The sequence below is a fragment of the Pseudoalteromonas sp. P1-7a genome, assembly GCF_001401855.1.
Lineage (GTDB): Bacteria > Pseudomonadota > Gammaproteobacteria > Enterobacterales > Alteromonadaceae > Pseudoalteromonas.
Window position 1 is genome coordinate 200,698 of record NZ_LKDU01000002.1, and the last position, 17,278, is coordinate 217,975.

General features: G+C 41.2%; 17 protein-coding genes and 1 pseudogene. 7 read left to right on the forward strand and 11 right to left on the reverse strand.

Features of this window, described 5'->3' with window-relative positions; translation table 11 throughout:
- Position 1: 1 nt before the first annotated feature.
- The 6 genes from rlmH to leuS are packed head-to-tail and all read right to left on the reverse strand — an operon-like array spanning position 2 to position 5,645.
- Entirely contained in the window at positions 2-472 is a 471-nt protein-coding gene (gene rlmH, locus AN389_RS03025) for a 23S rRNA (pseudouridine(1915)-N(3))-methyltransferase RlmH (protein ID WP_004585918.1), read from the reverse strand.
- Between the two features lie 36 nt (positions 473-508).
- Entirely contained in the window at positions 509-826 is a 318-nt protein-coding gene (rsfS, locus tag AN389_RS03030; protein WP_024033760.1) for a ribosome silencing factor, read from the reverse strand.
- Between the two features lie 54 nt (positions 827-880).
- Positions 881-1,516: a nicotinate-nucleotide adenylyltransferase gene (gene nadD / locus AN389_RS03035; RefSeq protein ID WP_055013962.1), complete on the reverse strand. Its 636-nt coding sequence runs from the start codon at positions 1,514-1,516 to the stop codon at positions 881-883.
- Positions 1,517-1,527: 11 nt separating this feature from the next.
- On the reverse strand, positions 1,528-2,565 hold the full coding sequence (gene holA / locus AN389_RS03040; protein WP_055019216.1) for a DNA polymerase III subunit delta: 1,038 nt from the start codon (positions 2,563-2,565) through the stop codon (positions 1,528-1,530).
- The gene (gene lptE / locus AN389_RS03045; RefSeq protein WP_055013960.1) at positions 2,565-3,056 is read right to left on the reverse strand and encodes an LPS assembly lipoprotein LptE; all 492 of its coding nucleotides are present in this window, start codon (positions 3,054-3,056) and stop codon (positions 2,565-2,567) included. Before lptE ends, holA begins: the two co-directional genes overlap by 1 nt.
- Positions 3,057-5,645: a leucine--tRNA ligase gene (gene leuS, locus AN389_RS03050; RefSeq protein WP_055013959.1), complete on the reverse strand. Its 2,589-nt coding sequence runs from the start codon at positions 5,643-5,645 to the stop codon at positions 3,057-3,059.
- Positions 5,646-5,819: 174 nt separating this feature from the next.
- Here leuS and AN389_RS03055 point away from each other — a divergent pair, with 174 nt between their 5' ends.
- The 3 genes from AN389_RS03055 to AN389_RS03065 all read left to right on the forward strand — a co-directional run bounded on the left by AN389_RS03055 (position 5,820) and on the right by AN389_RS03065 (position 9,256).
- Positions 5,820-6,278: a zinc ribbon-containing protein gene (locus AN389_RS03055; RefSeq protein ID WP_055013958.1), complete on the forward strand. Its 459-nt coding sequence runs from the start codon at positions 5,820-5,822 to the stop codon at positions 6,276-6,278.
- Positions 6,279-6,355: 77 nt separating this feature from the next.
- Entirely contained in the window at positions 6,356-8,779 is a 2,424-nt protein-coding gene (locus tag AN389_RS03060; RefSeq protein WP_235575941.1) for a Lon protease family protein, read from the forward strand.
- Positions 8,780-9,256 carry an FKBP-type peptidyl-prolyl cis-trans isomerase gene (locus tag AN389_RS03065; protein WP_055013956.1) on the forward strand — a complete coding sequence of 159 codons (477 nt, stop codon included), beginning with the start codon at positions 8,780-8,782 and terminating at the stop codon, positions 9,254-9,256. It abuts the gene before it with no gap.
- A gap of 136 nt (positions 9,257-9,392) precedes the next feature.
- On the opposite strand, the gene AN389_RS03070 is transcribed toward AN389_RS03065, so the two are convergent.
- Positions 9,393-9,845, reverse strand: a complete 453-nt coding sequence (locus AN389_RS03070; protein WP_055013955.1) for a DUF302 domain-containing protein — start codon at positions 9,843-9,845, stop codon at positions 9,393-9,395.
- Positions 9,846-10,089: 244 nt separating this feature from the next.
- Here AN389_RS03070 and AN389_RS03075 point away from each other — a divergent pair, with 244 nt between their 5' ends.
- Positions 10,090-12,225, forward strand: a complete 2,136-nt coding sequence (locus AN389_RS03075) for a TonB-dependent siderophore receptor (RefSeq protein ID WP_055019218.1) — start codon at positions 10,090-10,092, stop codon at positions 12,223-12,225.
- 29 nt (positions 12,226-12,254) lie between these two features.
- Here the strand turns inward: AN389_RS03075 and AN389_RS20770 are convergent, their stop codons facing one another.
- Both AN389_RS20770 and AN389_RS03080 read right to left on the reverse strand, forming a co-directional pair.
- On the reverse strand, positions 12,255-12,377 hold the full coding sequence (locus tag AN389_RS20770; RefSeq protein WP_268796240.1) for a hypothetical protein: 123 nt from the start codon (positions 12,375-12,377) through the stop codon (positions 12,255-12,257).
- A 100-nt stretch (positions 12,378-12,477) separates the two neighbouring features.
- The gene (locus AN389_RS03080) at positions 12,478-13,902 is read right to left on the reverse strand and encodes a sugar porter family MFS transporter (RefSeq protein ID WP_055019219.1); all 1,425 of its coding nucleotides are present in this window, start codon (positions 13,900-13,902) and stop codon (positions 12,478-12,480) included.
- 429 nt (positions 13,903-14,331) lie between these two features.
- Between AN389_RS03080 and AN389_RS03085 the strand changes: the two genes are divergently transcribed.
- Together AN389_RS03085 and AN389_RS03090 are read left to right on the forward strand one after the other, a co-directional pair.
- Entirely contained in the window at positions 14,332-14,697 is a 366-nt protein-coding gene (locus tag AN389_RS03085; RefSeq protein ID WP_055019220.1) for a hypothetical protein, read from the forward strand.
- Between the two features lie 245 nt (positions 14,698-14,942).
- Complete coding sequence (locus AN389_RS03090; RefSeq protein ID WP_055019221.1) at positions 14,943-15,578, forward strand: hypothetical protein; 636 nt, start codon at positions 14,943-14,945, stop codon at positions 15,576-15,578.
- A gap of 102 nt (positions 15,579-15,680) precedes the next feature.
- Here the strand turns inward: AN389_RS03090 and AN389_RS20635 are convergent.
- A pseudogene (locus AN389_RS20635) lies at positions 15,681-15,821 on the reverse strand (protein phosphatase); the annotation flags it as partial.
- A gap of 169 nt (positions 15,822-15,990) precedes the next feature.
- Between AN389_RS20635 and AN389_RS03095 the strand changes: the two are divergent.
- A complete protein-coding gene (locus AN389_RS03095; protein ID WP_055019222.1) occupies positions 15,991-16,410 on the forward strand; it encodes an N-acetyltransferase in 420 nt (139 codons plus the stop codon).
- Between the two features lie 350 nt (positions 16,411-16,760).
- On the opposite strand, the gene AN389_RS03100 is transcribed toward AN389_RS03095, so the two are convergent.
- Positions 16,761-17,255: a dual specificity protein phosphatase family protein gene (locus AN389_RS03100; RefSeq protein ID WP_055019223.1), complete on the reverse strand. Its 495-nt coding sequence runs from the start codon at positions 17,253-17,255 to the stop codon at positions 16,761-16,763.
- Positions 17,256-17,278: the final 23 nt, after the last annotated feature.

Genomic DNA, 17,278 nt, shown 5'->3' on the forward strand with positions numbered 1-17,278 from the left:
GTTACTCGCGATGATAAGGATGGTTGTTATTTAAGCTCCAGCCTCGGTATAGGCTTTCGGCAACAATAATACGCACTAAAGGGTGCGGCAACGTTAGGTTAGATAACGACCATTTTTGCTCAGAGGCGGCAATGCACTCAGGGGCTAACCCTTCAGGGCCACCAATAAGCAAACTAACGTCGCGGCCATCGAGCTGCCATTTTTCCATATTTTTAGCAAGCTGGTGGGTATCAAGTGGTTTACCTGTTACTTCTAGAGTAACAATACGATTACCTTTTGGAATAGCGGCTAAGGTTTTTTCACCTTCGGTATGTAAAATGCGTTTAATATCGGCATTTTTACCGCGTTTACCGGCCGGAATTTCTATTAACTCAAGCGCCATATCTTTAGGAAAACGGCGTTGGTACTCTGCAAATCCGGTTTCCACCCACGCTGGCATTTTTGTGCCAACGGCAATCATTTGTATTTTCACGTAATACTTCCAAGCTCAATTAAAAAAGAGTGGCGCTTAGCCCCACAGTTTTTCTAGATCGTAATAGCTACGTGCGTGATCTTGCATCACGTGTACAACTACATCACCTAAATCTACCAGTACCCATTCGCCTTCGTCTTGACCTTCGTAACCTAAAGGTTCTTCGCCAGCATGGCGAGCTTCTTTTGCTACGTTATCAGCAATTGATTGCACATGACGCTTAGAAGTACCCGAACACACAACCATGTAATCGGTAATGTCTGAGCTGTCACGTACGTCAAGTTGTACCACGTCGCGTGCTTTCATATCGTCAATTTTGTCTAGTGCAAAGGCAAGTAGTTGTTTCGAATCCAAGGTATTGTCTCAATTTTAAATTTAATAGCGTGCATTTTAACATGCTAGGGGGTTTTAATCATCACTTTGATAAAGCTGGTGTTGCTTAATGTAGTGACTGACAGGTTCGGGTAATAGTTCATTATTTTTATTGGATTTTTTTAATTGCTCTCGAATAGTGCTTGAGGCGGCATCAAGGGTTTCACCCGGTAAAAAATAAAGCTTACCAAAGTTGTGTGTGGCAAGTTGCTGTGGCGCTTCAGTGTGGGCATTGCTGATATAGCTTTTAAGCGCTTTATTTGGGTTACACGTTTGCCCCGGGCGTTGGTATACAACAATATGGCAAAGCTGTGTAATGGCCTGCCATTCGTACCATTTGTCGAGGTTATTAAACGAGTCCATGCCCATTAAAAAAAGAATGGGCGTATCTGGGTGCTCTGCTCTTAGTTCTTGTAAACTCAACAATGAATACGAGGGCCCACTACGATTAAGCTCTCTTAAATCAAGTGCAAAATGAGGGTAAGGGGCTATAGCGGCATTGAGCATGTTAATACGGTGCGCTGTAGTTATACCCGGCGCAGCTTTGTGCGCGGGTAGAGCACAGGGCATAAAATATAATGTAGATAAGTTAAATGTATTTACACACTGCGAGGCCATATTGAGGTGGCCTAAATGCACAGGGTCGAAGGTGCCGCCAAAAATTGCAATCATGTTAAAAATCTTTAGTTAAGTGCGTGGCAAGGCATTGGAATATCAAGCGGCTGGCAAAACTTAATACAAATATGGGCAAGCGCTTGGTAAGGCGCAATTAAGTTACCTTGTTTGTAGCTTGAATCAAACAGTGCAAGCTCACTGCTTATTTGCTCAAGGGTATTAATATTTAAGCGGTTAATCGCATTTTTCACTGGGCCTTGCTGGTTTTTCCAAATACCATTTTTTTTAAATAACTGTGCGATAGGCTCGCCATTTAAAAGCCCTTGCTGAATAGTAAGCAAACTGGTGAGCTCTTTATTTATAGCCCACAAAATACTCACCACTTCGGTGTTGTCGCTGGCCAGTTTATTAAGTACTTTAATTGCTTGCTTGGCGTGACCATTTAATAGGGCATCGCTTAAGTCAAAAATATCAAACTTGGCTTGATTTAATAGCCCTTGCATCACTAGTTGCTGGGTTATTAAGGCATTACCATGCAGTAGCGAGAGCTTTTCGAGCTCCTGAAAGCACGCTAACAAATTGCCTTCGGTGGCGTTAATTAAGCTCAGTTTTGCTTCGTTTTGCATATTCAGAGAAAGGCGCGCTACTTGGTCATCTAACCAGCGTTTTAAATGGTTTCCTGCAAGCGGGTAGCACGGTACAAATACACCGTGTTTATCGAGCGCTTTAAACCAGGCGCCACGTTGTACGTCTTGGCTGGCTTTAGCCCCTTTTACAATTAAAATGGTGTCGGGATTGATTAAATCGACTATTTTTTTAAAGGCATTACTACCTGGGGTGCCAGGTTTTTGTTGGTTTAAATCAAGCTCAATAATAGTGCGCGCACTAAACAAAGACATGCTTTGATATTGAGCTATAATTTCTTGCCAATCAAACCCTTGCATTAGGGTAAATTTTATTACCTCATCAAAGCCTTGGGCTTTTGCCGTGTCGCGTATTTGCTGCACACATTGCGCTTCTTGAAACGGTTCTTCACCAAACACTAAATAAAAAGGTTTTAAACCTTTATTTAATTCACTCGGTAACTGATTAGCATAACAGCGCATTATAGTTGCGACAGCTCTCTAACAATACGACGACTGGCTTGCTGACGAATTTCGCTAATAAGCAGCTCAAGCTCTTTTGCTTTTGCAAGCGCATGATCGGGGTCGTCTTGGTAGTTACGATAAAGCTCAAAGCGTTTTTCAATGGCTTTCTCGCCCGGGCGTTTAACAACATAGCTAACCCCGTAGGCAAGCTCGTATTCAGCCACCTGACCATTTTGAAACAACGATAAGGTTTGGCGCTCAATGCTTTCTTTGCGTAAGTACAGCTGGGCAACATTTTTAGCCGAAGGCGTCAGTTCTACGTTACTGGCTTTAAGCTCTTTTTCAAGGTTTAAAAATAACGATGATTTTTCATCATCACCTTTAAGTGTAAGCGTTTTAAGGTTATCAGGCAGGCTAGAGGCTTTCTTTAAATGAAAGCCACAGCTAGATAACACAAAACACATTAGCACTAAGGCTAATGTGTTTTTAAGGGTGTTAAAGCTAACCATTTAGTTAGCTACCACATTAAGTAGTTTACCCGGTACGTAAATAATTTTACGAATGGTTGCACCATCAGTAAATTTAGTTACGTTAGACTCAGCAAACGCAAGTGCCTCTACCTGCTCTTGTGTGGCATCGGCGGCTACAGTTAGCTTAGCGCGTAGTTTGCCATTTACTTGTACGATGATTAATTTTTCATCTTCAACAAGGGCAGACTCATCAACTTTAGGCCATGCTGCATCTAAAATGTCGCCCTCTTTACCAAGATCTTGCCATAACTGGTGTGATAAATGCGGTGTAATTGGCGCAAGCATAATAAGTAGGGCTTCTAAAGCTTCGTTAGCAATGGCAACATCTTGCGTATCGTTTAACGGCGCTTTTAATAACTTATTTGAGAGCTCCATAATGGCAGCAATTGCAGTGTTAAACGTTTGACGACGCTCAATATCATCGCTCACTTTTGCAATGGCTTTATGTAGCTCACGACGCAGTACTTTTTGTGGGTTACTAAGCGCTGATTTATCAAGTGCTTGGTAGCCAACTGTTTTCACATCTACTGCGTATTTCCAAATACGTTTTAAGAAGCGGTGCGCGCCTTCTACGCCTGAGTCTGACCATTCAAGCGTTTGCTCTGGTGGTGCGGTAAACATCATAAATAAACGCACAGTATCTGCACCGTATTGGGCAATTACTTCTTGTGGGTCTATACCGTTGTTTTTAGACTTAGACATTTTGCTCATGCCCGATGAGAACACAGGTTCACCATCTTCTTTGTGCCATGCTTTCGTTACGCGGCCTTTTTCGTCAGTTTCGGTATTTACATCGCTTGGCGAAATCCATACGTCACCGCCTTTTTCATCTTTACGGTAGAACGTTTCGGCAAGTACCATGCCCTGACAAAGTAAGCGATCGAATGGCTCGTCTGAATTTACTAAACCAAAGTCACGTAATAACTTATGGAAAAAACGCGAGTACAATAAATGTAAAATAGCGTGCTCAATACCACCTATGTATTGGTTTACTGGTAGCCAGTAGTTAGCTGCTGCTGGGTCTAGCATGCCTTCGTCATGACGCGGGCTACAGTAACGTGCGTAGTACCAAGACGACTCCATAAAGGTATCAAAGGTATCTGTTTCGTGTGTTGCTGGTACGCCATTTACCGTTGCTTTTGCCCATTCTGGGTCTGCTTTGATTGGCGAAGTAACGCCATTCATAACTACATCTTCTGGTAAACGTACTGGCAGCATTTCTTCGGTGGCGGCTAATTCGTTACCGTTTTCGTCGCTCAGCATTGGGATTGGTGAGCCCCAGTAACGCTGGCGGCTAACACCCCAGTCGCGTAAGCGGAAGTTAACTTTGCGCTTACCTACACCCAGTGCTTCTAGTTTGTCGGCAATAGCGTTAAATGCGCCTTCAAAATCAAGGCCATCAAATTCGCCAGAATTAACTAACACACCTTTTTCAGTGAATGCTTCTTCTTTTAGATTTACTTCAAGCTCTGAGCCTTCAACCGGTGCAATTACTTGTTTTATGTCTAGGCCGTATGCTGTGGCAAATTCATAGTCGCGTTGGTCGTGTGCAGGTACTGCCATAACCGCGCCTGAGCCGTAATGCATTAATACAAAGTTAGCAACCCAAATTGGTACTTGCTCGCCCGTTAATGGGTGAGTCGCGTAAAAGCCGGTTGCAATGCCTTTTTTCTCCATTGTGGCCATGTCTGCTTCGGCAACTTTGGTGTTTTTGCATTCTTCAACAAACATTGCAATTGCATCGCTGTTTTTAGCGGCTTCTTGTGCAATAGGGTGGCCACCGGCAACGGCTAGGTAAGTTACACCCATAAAGGTATCTGGGCGGGTAGTGTATACGCTAAACTTTTCGTTGTTGTCGGTACGTGTAAACTCAATGTCTAACCCTTCAGAGCGACCAATCCAGTTGCGCTGCATGGTTTTAACTTGCTCAGGCCAGTCTTCTAGCTTGTCTAAATCGTCTAAAAGCTCTTGTGCGTAGTCGGTAATTTTAATAAACCACTGTGGAATTTCTTTTTGCTCAACCACTGCACCAGAGCGCCAACCACGGCCATCTATTACTTGTTCGTTAGCAAGTACAGTTTGATCAACCGGATCCCAGTTAACCGTCGACATTTTTTTATACACTAGGCCTTTTTCGTAAAGCTTAGTGAAAAACCATTGTTCCCACTTGTAATACTCTGGGTGACAGGTTGCAATTTCACGATCCCAGTCGTAACCAAAGCCTAGTTGCTTAAGTTGTTTACGCATGTAATTAATGTTTTCGTATGTCCACTTAGCTGGCGCTGTTTTGTTTTTGATAGCGGCGTTTTCTGCAGGTAAACCAAACGCATCCCAACCCATTGGTTGCATTACGTTTTTGCCTTGCAGGCGCTGGAAACGAGAAACAACATCACCAATGGTGTAATTACGCACATGACCCATATGCAGTCGGCCACTTGGGTATGGGAACATAGAAAGACAGTAATACTTTTCTTTGCTCTCATCTTCGGTGACTTTAAATACCTGGTTTTCTTCCCAGTAACTTTGGACTTTTGACTCTATGTCTTGCGGGTTATATTGCTCTTGCATCTATGATTCCAGACTTCTTGCAAACTAATAAAAAATTGCCGATAGGATACCCCAAATAAAAGCCTAATCACAGCGTATAAGCACGGTTTTGTTAAAATCTCACTTTCAGTGCAGGTTAACCTATACTTATCTATGTTAAAGGCCAACACGCCCTTGATTTTGATGGAGTATAAAATGGCAGATTATAAAACATGGCTTAACGAGCTCACCACGTGGTTAAAAGATGTAAAAGATCACGAAGTAAAAGATGCAATGACCCGATTTGTTGAATCTGAGCAAGCACTTAAAAACCTAGGAAAAGAAAAATACGGACTCTATAAAAGTTATTTGCAGCGTGACATAGAACACGTTCAAGAAAACGAATCGCACTATAATTCGCTTGCATGGCAAGAGCTTAAAGAGTCGCTATGGTATGAACTTTCGCACATAGAAGACAAAACCCAGCTTGAATGGCAGTCTCTTAGCCAAGATTTTAAGCACAATGGGGTGTACCACGCTGGCGAATGGATAGCCATGGGCACATTAGTATGTAAGAATTGCACCCATAGTTTTGATATTTATCACGCTACACAAATTACACCGTGCATTGAATGTGATGGTATTTATTTTAGCCGTAAGGCATTACAACCCTAAATATATGTATTAAGTGGCTTGTAGGCCACTTAATTCGCCCAAAGCCAGCGAGTATGTTGGTACAAAAAGAAGTTAGAATGACGAAAAAACTGCTGCCATTATCTGTTTCACAGCTCGCTCCGAGCATTTCTACTAATCACGTTAGCACGTGTATGAGCAATCCATACCCAGAGCAACTTACCTTTATAGGGCAACAACGTGCCCAAAGTGCCCTCGACTTTTCATTAGGAATGGATTTACCCGGTTATAATGTGTATGTAATGGGTGAGGCCGCCCATGGCCGATTTACACTCGTAAAAGACAAACTTAAACAACACGCAAAAGATCGCCCCACACCTAACGAGTGGTTGTATGTTAATAACTACGACGACCACCGCGAGCCGATTGCGCTATTTATGCAAGCGGGGCAAAGTAAGCAATTAAGTGACGACATAGACTCATTTTTAGATGAAGTACTCGACACCTTTCCGGCAGCTTTTGATAACCCAGCTTATCAACGCAAAAAAAAGTCAATCGAGAGCGAGTTTAACGATGCTTACGACAGCGCTATCACCGCAGTAGAAGAAATGGCGCTTGAGCAAAGCGTAGCGCTAATAGAAGAGAAAAACGCCGTAGGTTTTGCACCTTTAGTTGATGGTAGGCAGTTAAGCGATAACGAATTTGCCGCTCTAGATGAAGCGCTCCGCGATGAGTTTTTTGAAAAAATAGAAAAACTAGAAGATGCCTTAATTGAAGCGCTAATTGAGCTGCCACGCTGGAAACGCGAATCAAAAGAAAAACAGCGTAACCTTAAAAAAGCCACAGCCGAGCAAGCAACTAAGCCGCTATTAAAAGACTTAGAGCATAAATACGCTGCACATATTGGTGTTCTGCGCTACTTAAAAGACATTCGCGTAGAAATAATTGACGCAGTACTTGAATGGCTAGACGACGAAGATGAAAGCGAAGAAAGCAAAGAAGACTTTGATCGTAAAGGCATGCTTACCGACTTTTTTGCGCCTAACATTTTAGTTGAATTTAAAGAAGACGATGCCGCACCTGTGGTGTATGAGCCAAACCCAACCTTTGGCAATATATTTGGCAAAATTGAGTATTCAACATCGCAAGGCTCGCTTATAACTAGTTACCGCTCTATACAGCCTGGTGCATTGCACCGTGCAAATGGCGGCTACTTAATTATGGATGCCGAAAAAGTGATGGCCAACCCGCAAGTGTGGGATGGATTAAAGCTTTCGCTTAAAACTCACCAAATTAAAAACGACCTACCATATCAAGACAGTTCCGTAGGCAGCAGTTTTACGCTGCGCCCGCAATTAATTCCTCTTGATGTAAAAATTATTTTATTAGGCTCGCGCGATTTGTATTACACCATAGGTGAGTACGATGGAGAATTTGCAGAGCTGTTTAGAGTACTTGCCGACTTTGATTACTATTTACCTAGTAGCGATAAACTTCAGTACCAATTTATTACTAAAGTGAGTGAGTACTGCCAGCAAACGTTAAAGTGCACAACCACAGAGGCCGCCATGGTGCGGTTACTTAAATTTAGCTACCGCCAAGCAGAGCACCATAATAAATTATCGGCGCGTTTTGCCGATGTACTTGAGTTGGTAGCTGAGGCCAGCTTTTACGCCAAGCAAGATAAGCAAACACTGATTGATGCGCATCATATTGATGAAGCCATTGAAGGTAAGCAGTACCGCACCGGCCAAATAAGCGAAAACATGCTAAGCGATATAAAAGAAGGCCACACGCTTATAGCCACACAAGGCCAAGCCATTGGTAAAGTTAACGGCTTAACAGTGCTGCACATTGGCGATACATCGTTTGGTACACCCGCGCGTATTACCGCCACCGTATACGCTGGCGCCGATGGTGTAATAGATGTAGAACGCGAAGCCGAGCTAGGTAAAGCAATTCACTCAAAAGGTGTAATGCTACTTACCGGTTATTTAGGTAACAAATACGCCCAGCACTTTAGCTTAACGTTAAGCGCTAATATAGCTATAGAGCAAAGCTACGGTTATATAGATGGCGATAGCGCCTCACTTGCTGAGTTATGTGCGCTTATTTCGGCTATTACCAGTTTACCAATTAGCCAGTCTATAGCCCTTACAGGCTCTATTAACCAACACGGTGATGTGCAAGCCATTGGTGGTGTAAACGAAAAAATAGAAGGCTTTTTTAAGCTGTGTAAAATGCGCGGCTTAACAGGCGAGCAGGGCGTTATTATTCCTAAATCAAACCAAGTTAACTTAGTACTTGATGATGAAATACTTGAAGCGGTTGAGCGTGGTAAATTTAATATTTACGCAGTAGAAACGGTAGACCAAGCACTTAACTTATTAATGGATATTGAGGCAGGCGATATTATTGACGGGCAATACCCAGAGGGTTCTGTTAATGGTATTGCTTTAGCACGCTTAAAAGACATAGCCGACATAGTTAATGGCGATAGCGAAGAAGATAAAGAAGCCGATGAAGATGAGGACAAACACTAAATGATCAATATAATTTTAGCGGTGATCATCGCTATATTTTGTTTTTTAATTTTTCAAAATAGTAAAAAAGCAAAGCAACAAGCTGGCATTAACGCGCAAATTGAAGCCGACTACCTTGTCGCTAACGCAAAATTAGAGGGCGTAATAGAAACCGCTTCAGGCCTACAGTACAAAGTGCTGCACAAAGGTGAAAGCGAAAATACACCTAACCCTACTAGTAAAGTAAACGTGCATTACCATGGCACGTTAATAGATGGCACCGTATTTGACAGCTCAGTAGAGCGTAAAACGCCAATAAGCTTTGGTTTAAATCAGGTTATTAAAGGCTGGACCGAAGGCTTACAACTTATGAGCCCAGGCGATAAATACATATTTTATGTACCGCATCAGTTAGCCTACGGTGAAAAGCGAGTGGGCAGTATTCCACCCGCATCACTGCTTATTTTTGAAGTAGAGCTTTTGGCTATAGAGTCTTAACTCAGGCGCTGAGTGTTATAAATTTTATAAAACCCGCTAACTTATCAGCGGGTTTTTTATTACGTGTATTTTAAGTTATTTAATATTAATACTTATTCGCTTAATTAAGTATTATTGTTCATTGGTATCACTTTGATTATTTGGCCACCGTTGCCATAGAAAGCTTATTAAGTACCACAGCTATTTTGTTAAGTGTTTCTTCGCAGCCTTTTATATTATGACGTTCTTGCAAATAAGTGGGGCTATTATAGGCAAGCCAAACTTGGCCATTATTATCTTGAGATATATGAACTTTTTGCGGTAAATCTATCGCCACACTTTGCTGGCACTGCATCAGCGGTGTACCTACCTTTGGGTTACCAAAAAGAATCACTTCACTTGGCGCCAATTCCATATCAACATTTTGAGCATTTTTTTGATGGTCTACCCGTGCAAAAATGGTTATCCCTTTGCTATTGGCTATTTTTTCAAAACGGTTAGCCGTTTCCTTTACAGAATAATTACTTTGAAAATGCACTAAGCTGTCATTGGCACTCACCACGCATGTGGGTAATAGTAAAATAATACCTAAAACTAGTCGGTTTAACATAGTTTGCTCCTCATAAAAACGGCTTATAAAGCGTATGAAAAATACACACTATCTGAGTTCTTTATTTGGTTCAACACTGCGCAAAGGGGATTTGTGTAAAACATCAGCACACACATTTTTAAGTACCTACTTTAGTTGCGATTAATTCGAAAAATAAGGATGAATATGAAATTATTTGCATTGCACATGGTAATGATAGTCGTTATCATTCGCGGCGTTTTATACACCTCTTTCCAGGATCAATATGTTTAACCAAAAATACTTGGCGCTGAGTATTGCTGCGTCTTTTTCTGCTTTTTCTAATGTGGCATTTGCCAAGCAAAATAACGAAATTGAAACAATAGAAGTAACAGGGCGCGCTCAGCAGTTCTACCTTGAAACCGAAAGTAAAATTGGGACTAAAACGGATTTAGATCTTATTAAATTACCGCAATCTGCGCAGGTATTAACCGAGCAGCTTATTATTGACCAAGCCGCGCGCGATATCACCGATTTATACCGCTCAATAGCTGGGGTAAGCGAGTACAGTTATTCGGGTGTTACTTTTCGTGGTTTTAGAGATGATACCAATGTATTTTACGATGGCGTACGTGGTGACCCGTACTCGGGCTTTGGCGTACCGCAATTATTTAATGTAGCGCGTGTAGAAGTATTAAAAGGCCCAGCCTCTGCGTTATATGGTGGCGGTGAGCCTGGCGGTATGATCAACTACGTAACTAAAAAGCCAAGTTATACGCATAGTAAAGAGCTAAAACTAACGCTTGGCAATTACAACACACATGGCGCATCACTCGATATGACCGGCGGTTTAACCGACACCATGGCATACAGAGTAGGTGGTTATTACGAAGAGCAAGACAGCTTTCGTAATAATGCAGATTCAAAAAACAGTGAGTTTACCGGTGGTTTATTATTTGATTTAACCGATTCAACCACGCTCACCACCACTGTTGATTACATCAAACAAGACTTAGGCGGTAACCGTTTACGTGGTGTACCGGTAGATGACAACGGCAACTTTTTGGTTGACCCTAGTTACAACGCAAATGAAGCATTTGATTACCAAGACATGGAAGCGTTAGTGCTGCAAGCTGAGCTAAAGCATTACTTTAATGCTGATTTTTCTGTAAGTAGCACACTGCGTTACATGGATAACGAACGCGACCAAGCCTACCATGAGTCGCAAAGCTGGGTAGATGTAAACGGCGATGGTGAAGCAAACATTGATGACGAAACCATTAAACGCGAATACCGTAAGCAATATCGCGCCAACGAAGAAACAAGCTTAACCACCGACTTTGTTTACAGCTTTGAGCAAGACCAATTAACACACCAAGTATTATTTGGCGGCGACTACCACATAGTTGATACCGAGTACGATTACTTACGCGCCCGCTATGAAGCAGACGGCGTGGCTAATTTAAACATATTTGACTTAAATTACGGCGAAACCGACCCAAGTACTTATAACCTTACCGACATGAACCGCGATGGTGTTGAAACCGACCGTTTTGGCGTATACGTACAAGATGTTGTAAGCATTAACGATCAGTGGACCGTGATTGCCGGCCTGCGTTACGATTACTTTAAAGAGCTAAATAAAGAAACTGGTTACAGTTACTCTGATAACGATGTAACGCCGCGAGTGGCTGTTACATACCAACCCGTTGAAAATACATCGGTATACATAAATTACTCAGAAAGCTTTAACCCCGCATCGTCGGGCGACCAAGAAGATGTAGAAGGCGAGGGTGACTTAACCCCAGAGACCGGTAAACAAACCGAAATTGGTATGAAAAACCAATGGCTTAATGGCAAAATTATGAGCACCTTTGCTATTTACCAAATTAATAAAGAAAACGTAGTAATGAGTAACCCTGACGACACGGGGGCGGGCGATGGCATTGCAGCGCTTTTAAATATTGGTGAAGTAGAAAGCCGTGGGTTTGAAACAACGCTGGTGGGCGATTTAACCGAGTACTGGACACTCACCGCAAACTACGCCTACAACGATACACTAGTTGTTGAAGGTGTAACGGGCGATACCATTTCAAGCACCTACGGTGACGGTACTCGCTTTGCTAATGCGCCGCGTCACCAAGCTGGTTTATGGTCGCGCTTTGCGCTTGATAGTATCGACTCGTCTATAGCATTTGGTGCTAATTACGTAAGCGAGCAAATAAGCCAAGATGGCCAAAAAGTAAAACCCTTTACCGTATTTGATATGAGCTGGACTACTCGCTTTGACGATGTTTTATTAAGCGTAAATCTTAATAATATTTTTGATAGAGAATACGCTGTAAGTGGCTTTAGTGAGCGTAACGGCCACTTCCCAGGCAGCCCACGTGAAATAGTAGGCCAAGTAACCTATACATTTTAAAGCAATTTAAGCGCGAGCTTATCTCGCGCTTATTTTTTATCGCTATTAAAATTAGCCGCTTCTTGCACTGTGTTAATAGCTGTAATAGGGAAGGGGATCACAATACCTTCTTGGTCGAAAGATCTGATCACCGCAAGGGCATTTAGTTCCATTTCTTATGTGCAGCTCAAGTTAATTAAATTTTGAATGATACCTATTGTGTTAAGTTTTTAGGCTATTTAGCACGCTAGAATGATTAAATATTAAAGTCGACTACATAGACTCAAGTGTTTTACCTCGGGTTTCTGTAATGTATTTAGCCACAAAAAATATGCTAATAAGTGCCGATAACGCATAAAAGCCGTACGCACCTGCAAGGCCAATGTTAGCCAACATAATAGGGAAGGTCATGGTAATGGCAAAGTTAGCAATCCACTGTGCGCTTGCTGCAACAGCAAGCGCTGCGCCGCGAATACGGTTATTAAACATCTCACCTAATAACACCCACACAACAGGGCCCCAGCTTAAGCCAAAAAATACCACAAATAAGTTAGCCATTATAAGCGCAAACGTACCCATGTTATCGCTAAGAGCAAGTTTGCCTGCTTCATCAAGACCTGCGCTGCCAAATATATAAGTAAGCGCGCTTAAGCTGATAAACATACCAATACTGCCTACTAATAGCAGTGGTTTACGGCCAATTTTGTCAACAAGGGCAATAGCAATAAAGGTCGATACAATATTAGTCGTACCCGCTAATACATTTATAAATAACGATTGCGACTCGTCAAACCCAGCGGCTTGCCAAAGCTCAGAGCCGTAATAAAACACCACATTAATACCTACAAATTGCTGAAACACACTCAGCGCAACACCCGCCCATACAATCGGGTGCACTTTTTTACTGCCATCAATAAATAAATCGCGAATACTCGGCTTTTTATCGCTTTGCAAAGAGCCTTTAACATCACTTATTTGCGAATCAAGGTTGTCGTTCGAAATTTTACTAAATACCGTTTTTGCATCGTCCAATTTACCTTGCGCCACTAAATAACGAGGCGACTCAGGAATAAACAACACACCCACTAAAAACAGTATTGCAGGCACCAGCTCAGCCCAAAACATCCAGCGCCAAGCGGCTATATCAAGCATTAAAATATTTTGCGCGCTGCCAGCTGCATCAGCAATTAAATAGTTACTTAAAAACGCAGCAAATAAACCCAATACAATAGCAAGCTGTTGTAATGTGGCTAAACGACCACGAAGCGCGGGTGGTGCAACCTCTGCAATATAAGCTGGCGCCAATACCGATGCAGCACCAATACCTAACCCACCAAATAAGCGGTAAAAAATAAATTCAGCCGAGCTTTCGCTAATGCCTGAGCCAAACGCGCTAATAGCAAAAATAATCGCGGTGATGATCATAATTGCACGGCGGCCAAACTTATCAGCCAGCGGCCCCGCAGCAAGTGCCCCCACGGCGCAGCCTAATAATACCGAGGCTACATTAAACCCCGTAGCCACACTGCTTGAATTAAAAGCATTACCGAGTGCCGACACCGTGCCGTTAATAACGCCCGAGTCAAAACCAAATAAAAAGCCACCAATAGCAGCCACGGCAGAGATAAAAATTACGTAAAAAAGAGAAGAATTTTCAGCTGTGTTGGCTGAGTGGGAAGGCGGTGTGTGCGTTGTCATTATATGCCCTGAAATATAAATTGAATATAAAGGAGCATAATATCGTAAAGCGCTATGGCTGAATACATTTGTGCAGGTATAAAGGGTTTGGCGAGTATAAATTAAGTTGTTTTTAAAGGCTTTAATTTAAAGGTATTAGCTTAAAGGCGTTAGATTGGATACCTTTAACTTAAGTACTGCCTTTTTTGAATAGCGCAGGCTGAATTTTAATAAATATTATGCTTTGTATAGTAAGTGCCTGTTTAGCCAATATTACTGCTCTCACCCTTTTGGTGTGTTTTTGCAATTACATAAACTGATATGAGGTTTAGCAATTGTTTACATGTGGTTATTTGGTGGTTAAGGTTAATAGATTATAAAATAGGGACATTTGTCGGTTTATAATCCGTCAAATGTCGTAAATTAAATTGTCATATCTATAGAGATACCATGTCTGTAATTCGTAGCTCAGTTTTTCAAATCATTTTTAAATCAATGTTTTTACTATTATTTAACTGTATCGGATTCTTTGCAATATATGCTGGCGCTCTTTTATTCCTTAGCGAGAGCAATACTTCGTTATCGCCAAATGAACAACTTTTGGCGTTAATTCTCGCTTTGGTTACAACATCTATTTTTGCTTGGTGGATGGTACTTAGCTTTCGCCAATACGAAATCAAAATAGACAGTGAAGTAATCCTACTTAAAGGATTATCTGGCTGGAAAAAGATTGACAAAACTTTTCCACTCTCCGATCTTGACGGGGCAGAATTAGGAACGGATTTAGCTTTATTCAAGGGAAAAAATTGGTGGTGAAACTTTCAATGGTTTCTATAGCATTTGACAATCATTCGCTAAATAAAAGTATTACAAAAACCTTACCAGCTCTTGAATTGGGTAAATAAATATAACAAGCCAATCCAGCAGCGGCTGATAGAGGCATTATACAACCGAGTGTTATGTACTTATGAAATTTTCATTAGTTGACGGATTTAAGCAAGCTCCTCTGCCCAAGATGAAAGGGGTATGTATATATTGTGGTAGTCCAACCGTAGCAAAGTGTGGTTCATTGGGCGCACAAGGTAAAATGTAGTTGTGATCCTTGGTGGGATAATGAATCCCAATGGCATCGAGATTGGAAAAATCATTGGGAAGATCATAATCAAGAAATAGTATACTTTGATAAAAGTGGTGAAAAGCATATTGCAGATGTCGTTAATGAGCAGAATATTGTAATTGAATTTCAAAACTCCCCAATGTCTGAAGCTGAGTTGAAATCAAGAGAGGATTTCTACGGGGATATGATTTGGGTAATTAATGTTCGTAATCTAGCGAAAAACATAAAATTACGTGCGATGCTTCCTGATCCTCTGCATGAATCAATGGAAGATATATCTATTCATTCAAGTAATCATAAAACTCATTTCGTTTATTCTTTTATTTCTGAGTATCGAGGTCCGAATGAGTTAGTAGAAATACATAGCTCAGATAAAATAGATGGAATAATTAAATCCACGCATGTAGGACACTTCCTCTTTGATTGGAAAAGGCCTAGATATGTTTGGTTTAAAGCAACAAAACCAGTTTATTTGGACTTTGGACAAGGTGTCATCTGGCAATTAATGCGTTTTAACAATTATAGTAGTTTCTGTATTAAGGCATGTATTAAAAATGATTTCTTGGCAAAGTTTAAATGAGTTACATAACAAGTGATCAATCTTATCAGTGCTAATTCATTACAGGCTATAAATAGAATTATTGGCACTATTTATAGTGCTAAATCTTCCCCAACCTCTGTCTTACACCTCAAAGTTCTCAAAGTACTCTTTTTGTAGCTCTATAGTCAGTGCTTTTGGGCGAATGTCTTGTACTAGGTTGTATACCTCTTCTTTTGTATAACCTGCCGATCTTAAAATAAGTGCAGTGAGCCCTGTGCTGCCATATGGATATTGCCCATTTTCTTATACATTAAAAGTTGAATATATCTCCTGAAAGCTGGCTAAAACTAAACAACCAATTAACACTCGTAATATATAGCGCAGTTGAGCTTATTCAATTAAAGTGACTACTTAGTTTTTTGAGTATTAATTCTTTTTGGAGGCTAAGTGAATGCTAGAGATTGTTGCTACTAAGGACTTAAAGGCTGCCGCACACTTTACGTTTAACAATATGAAACCCTATTACGAAATGTATGCGGTAGATTGGGATGTAGAAGACGTTTATCAAGCAACCAAAAACCTCAAAAATTTTGATATTTTGTGTAAGGGTGAACACATAGGTGTTGTACGCTTATCGTTTGAAGAAGGGCGATGCCAGCTTCGCGACATTCAAATTGCAGCTACTTATCAAAACAAAGGTTATGGTGCTCATGTTATTGCTAAAGTGGTTGATGTGGCTCGTCAACAAAGTGTCAAGTTCATAGATCTCAAAGTATTTCAGCGTAGCCCTGCATTTAAGTTATATAGCCGCATCGGATTTGCAGTCGATAGAAAAGACGATCGTTTTTACTACATGAGTTTTCAAGTCTAATAGCAACTGTATTACCAATCCTTAAAACAGCTCACTTAATTAAGCTGATTGGTATCAAAGAGGCGCAAAGCACTTAGCTTTCGCGATTCTTTAGCTAACTTTAGTAAAGTGCGACTACCTTATGCAGGCATTAGTTTTAAGGAGAGTGAGGTGTACTTAACTGCCGTCATCGACAATTTGCTATGTGGTCTGCTCAAAAATTTAAAAGTACATTTAGGCCTGCAGGTTTTGGCTCATTCCTATTTGGTGTTTTTTTGGTTTACATAATTACGATTAGTTACCGTTAATAAGTGGCTAAGCTTATAAAGGGTAACTAAGAATGAGCGTTAACATATTCCCCAGTTTCTCCCTCATACCTCAAAGTTATTAAAGTACTCTTTTTGCAGCTCTATAGTCAGTGCTTTAGGGCGAATACTTTGTACTAAGCTATATACCTCTTCTTTTGTGTAACCTGCCGAATTTAAAATAAGTGCAGCCACCAACCCTGTGCGACCAGTGCCGCCTTTACAATGTATGGCAATGGTTTGTTTTTGCTGTATGGCTTGAAGTATGTCGGTTTTGTGGGTGTTCCAGCTTGATGTAAAAGGCTGTTTGGGTGCTTCGTCGTCATTTATAGGTAAATGAAACCAGGTTATACCGTGCTTTTTGCACTCACTATTAATGCTTTCTACGTTGTTTTTTTCAAGCTCCTTTTGCGGCATAAGCGATAGCAGCATGTGAGTGTCAGCGGCTTTTAATGTGGCAATTGAATCCGCTAGGTTTTGTGTTTTTGTACTAGGGCAAGGCGTAAAAATAATATTTGCGCCGTTATTGAGTGATAAAACATCGTATGGGTGCGCGTTCATGGTAAGTCCTTTATTTTTTAATG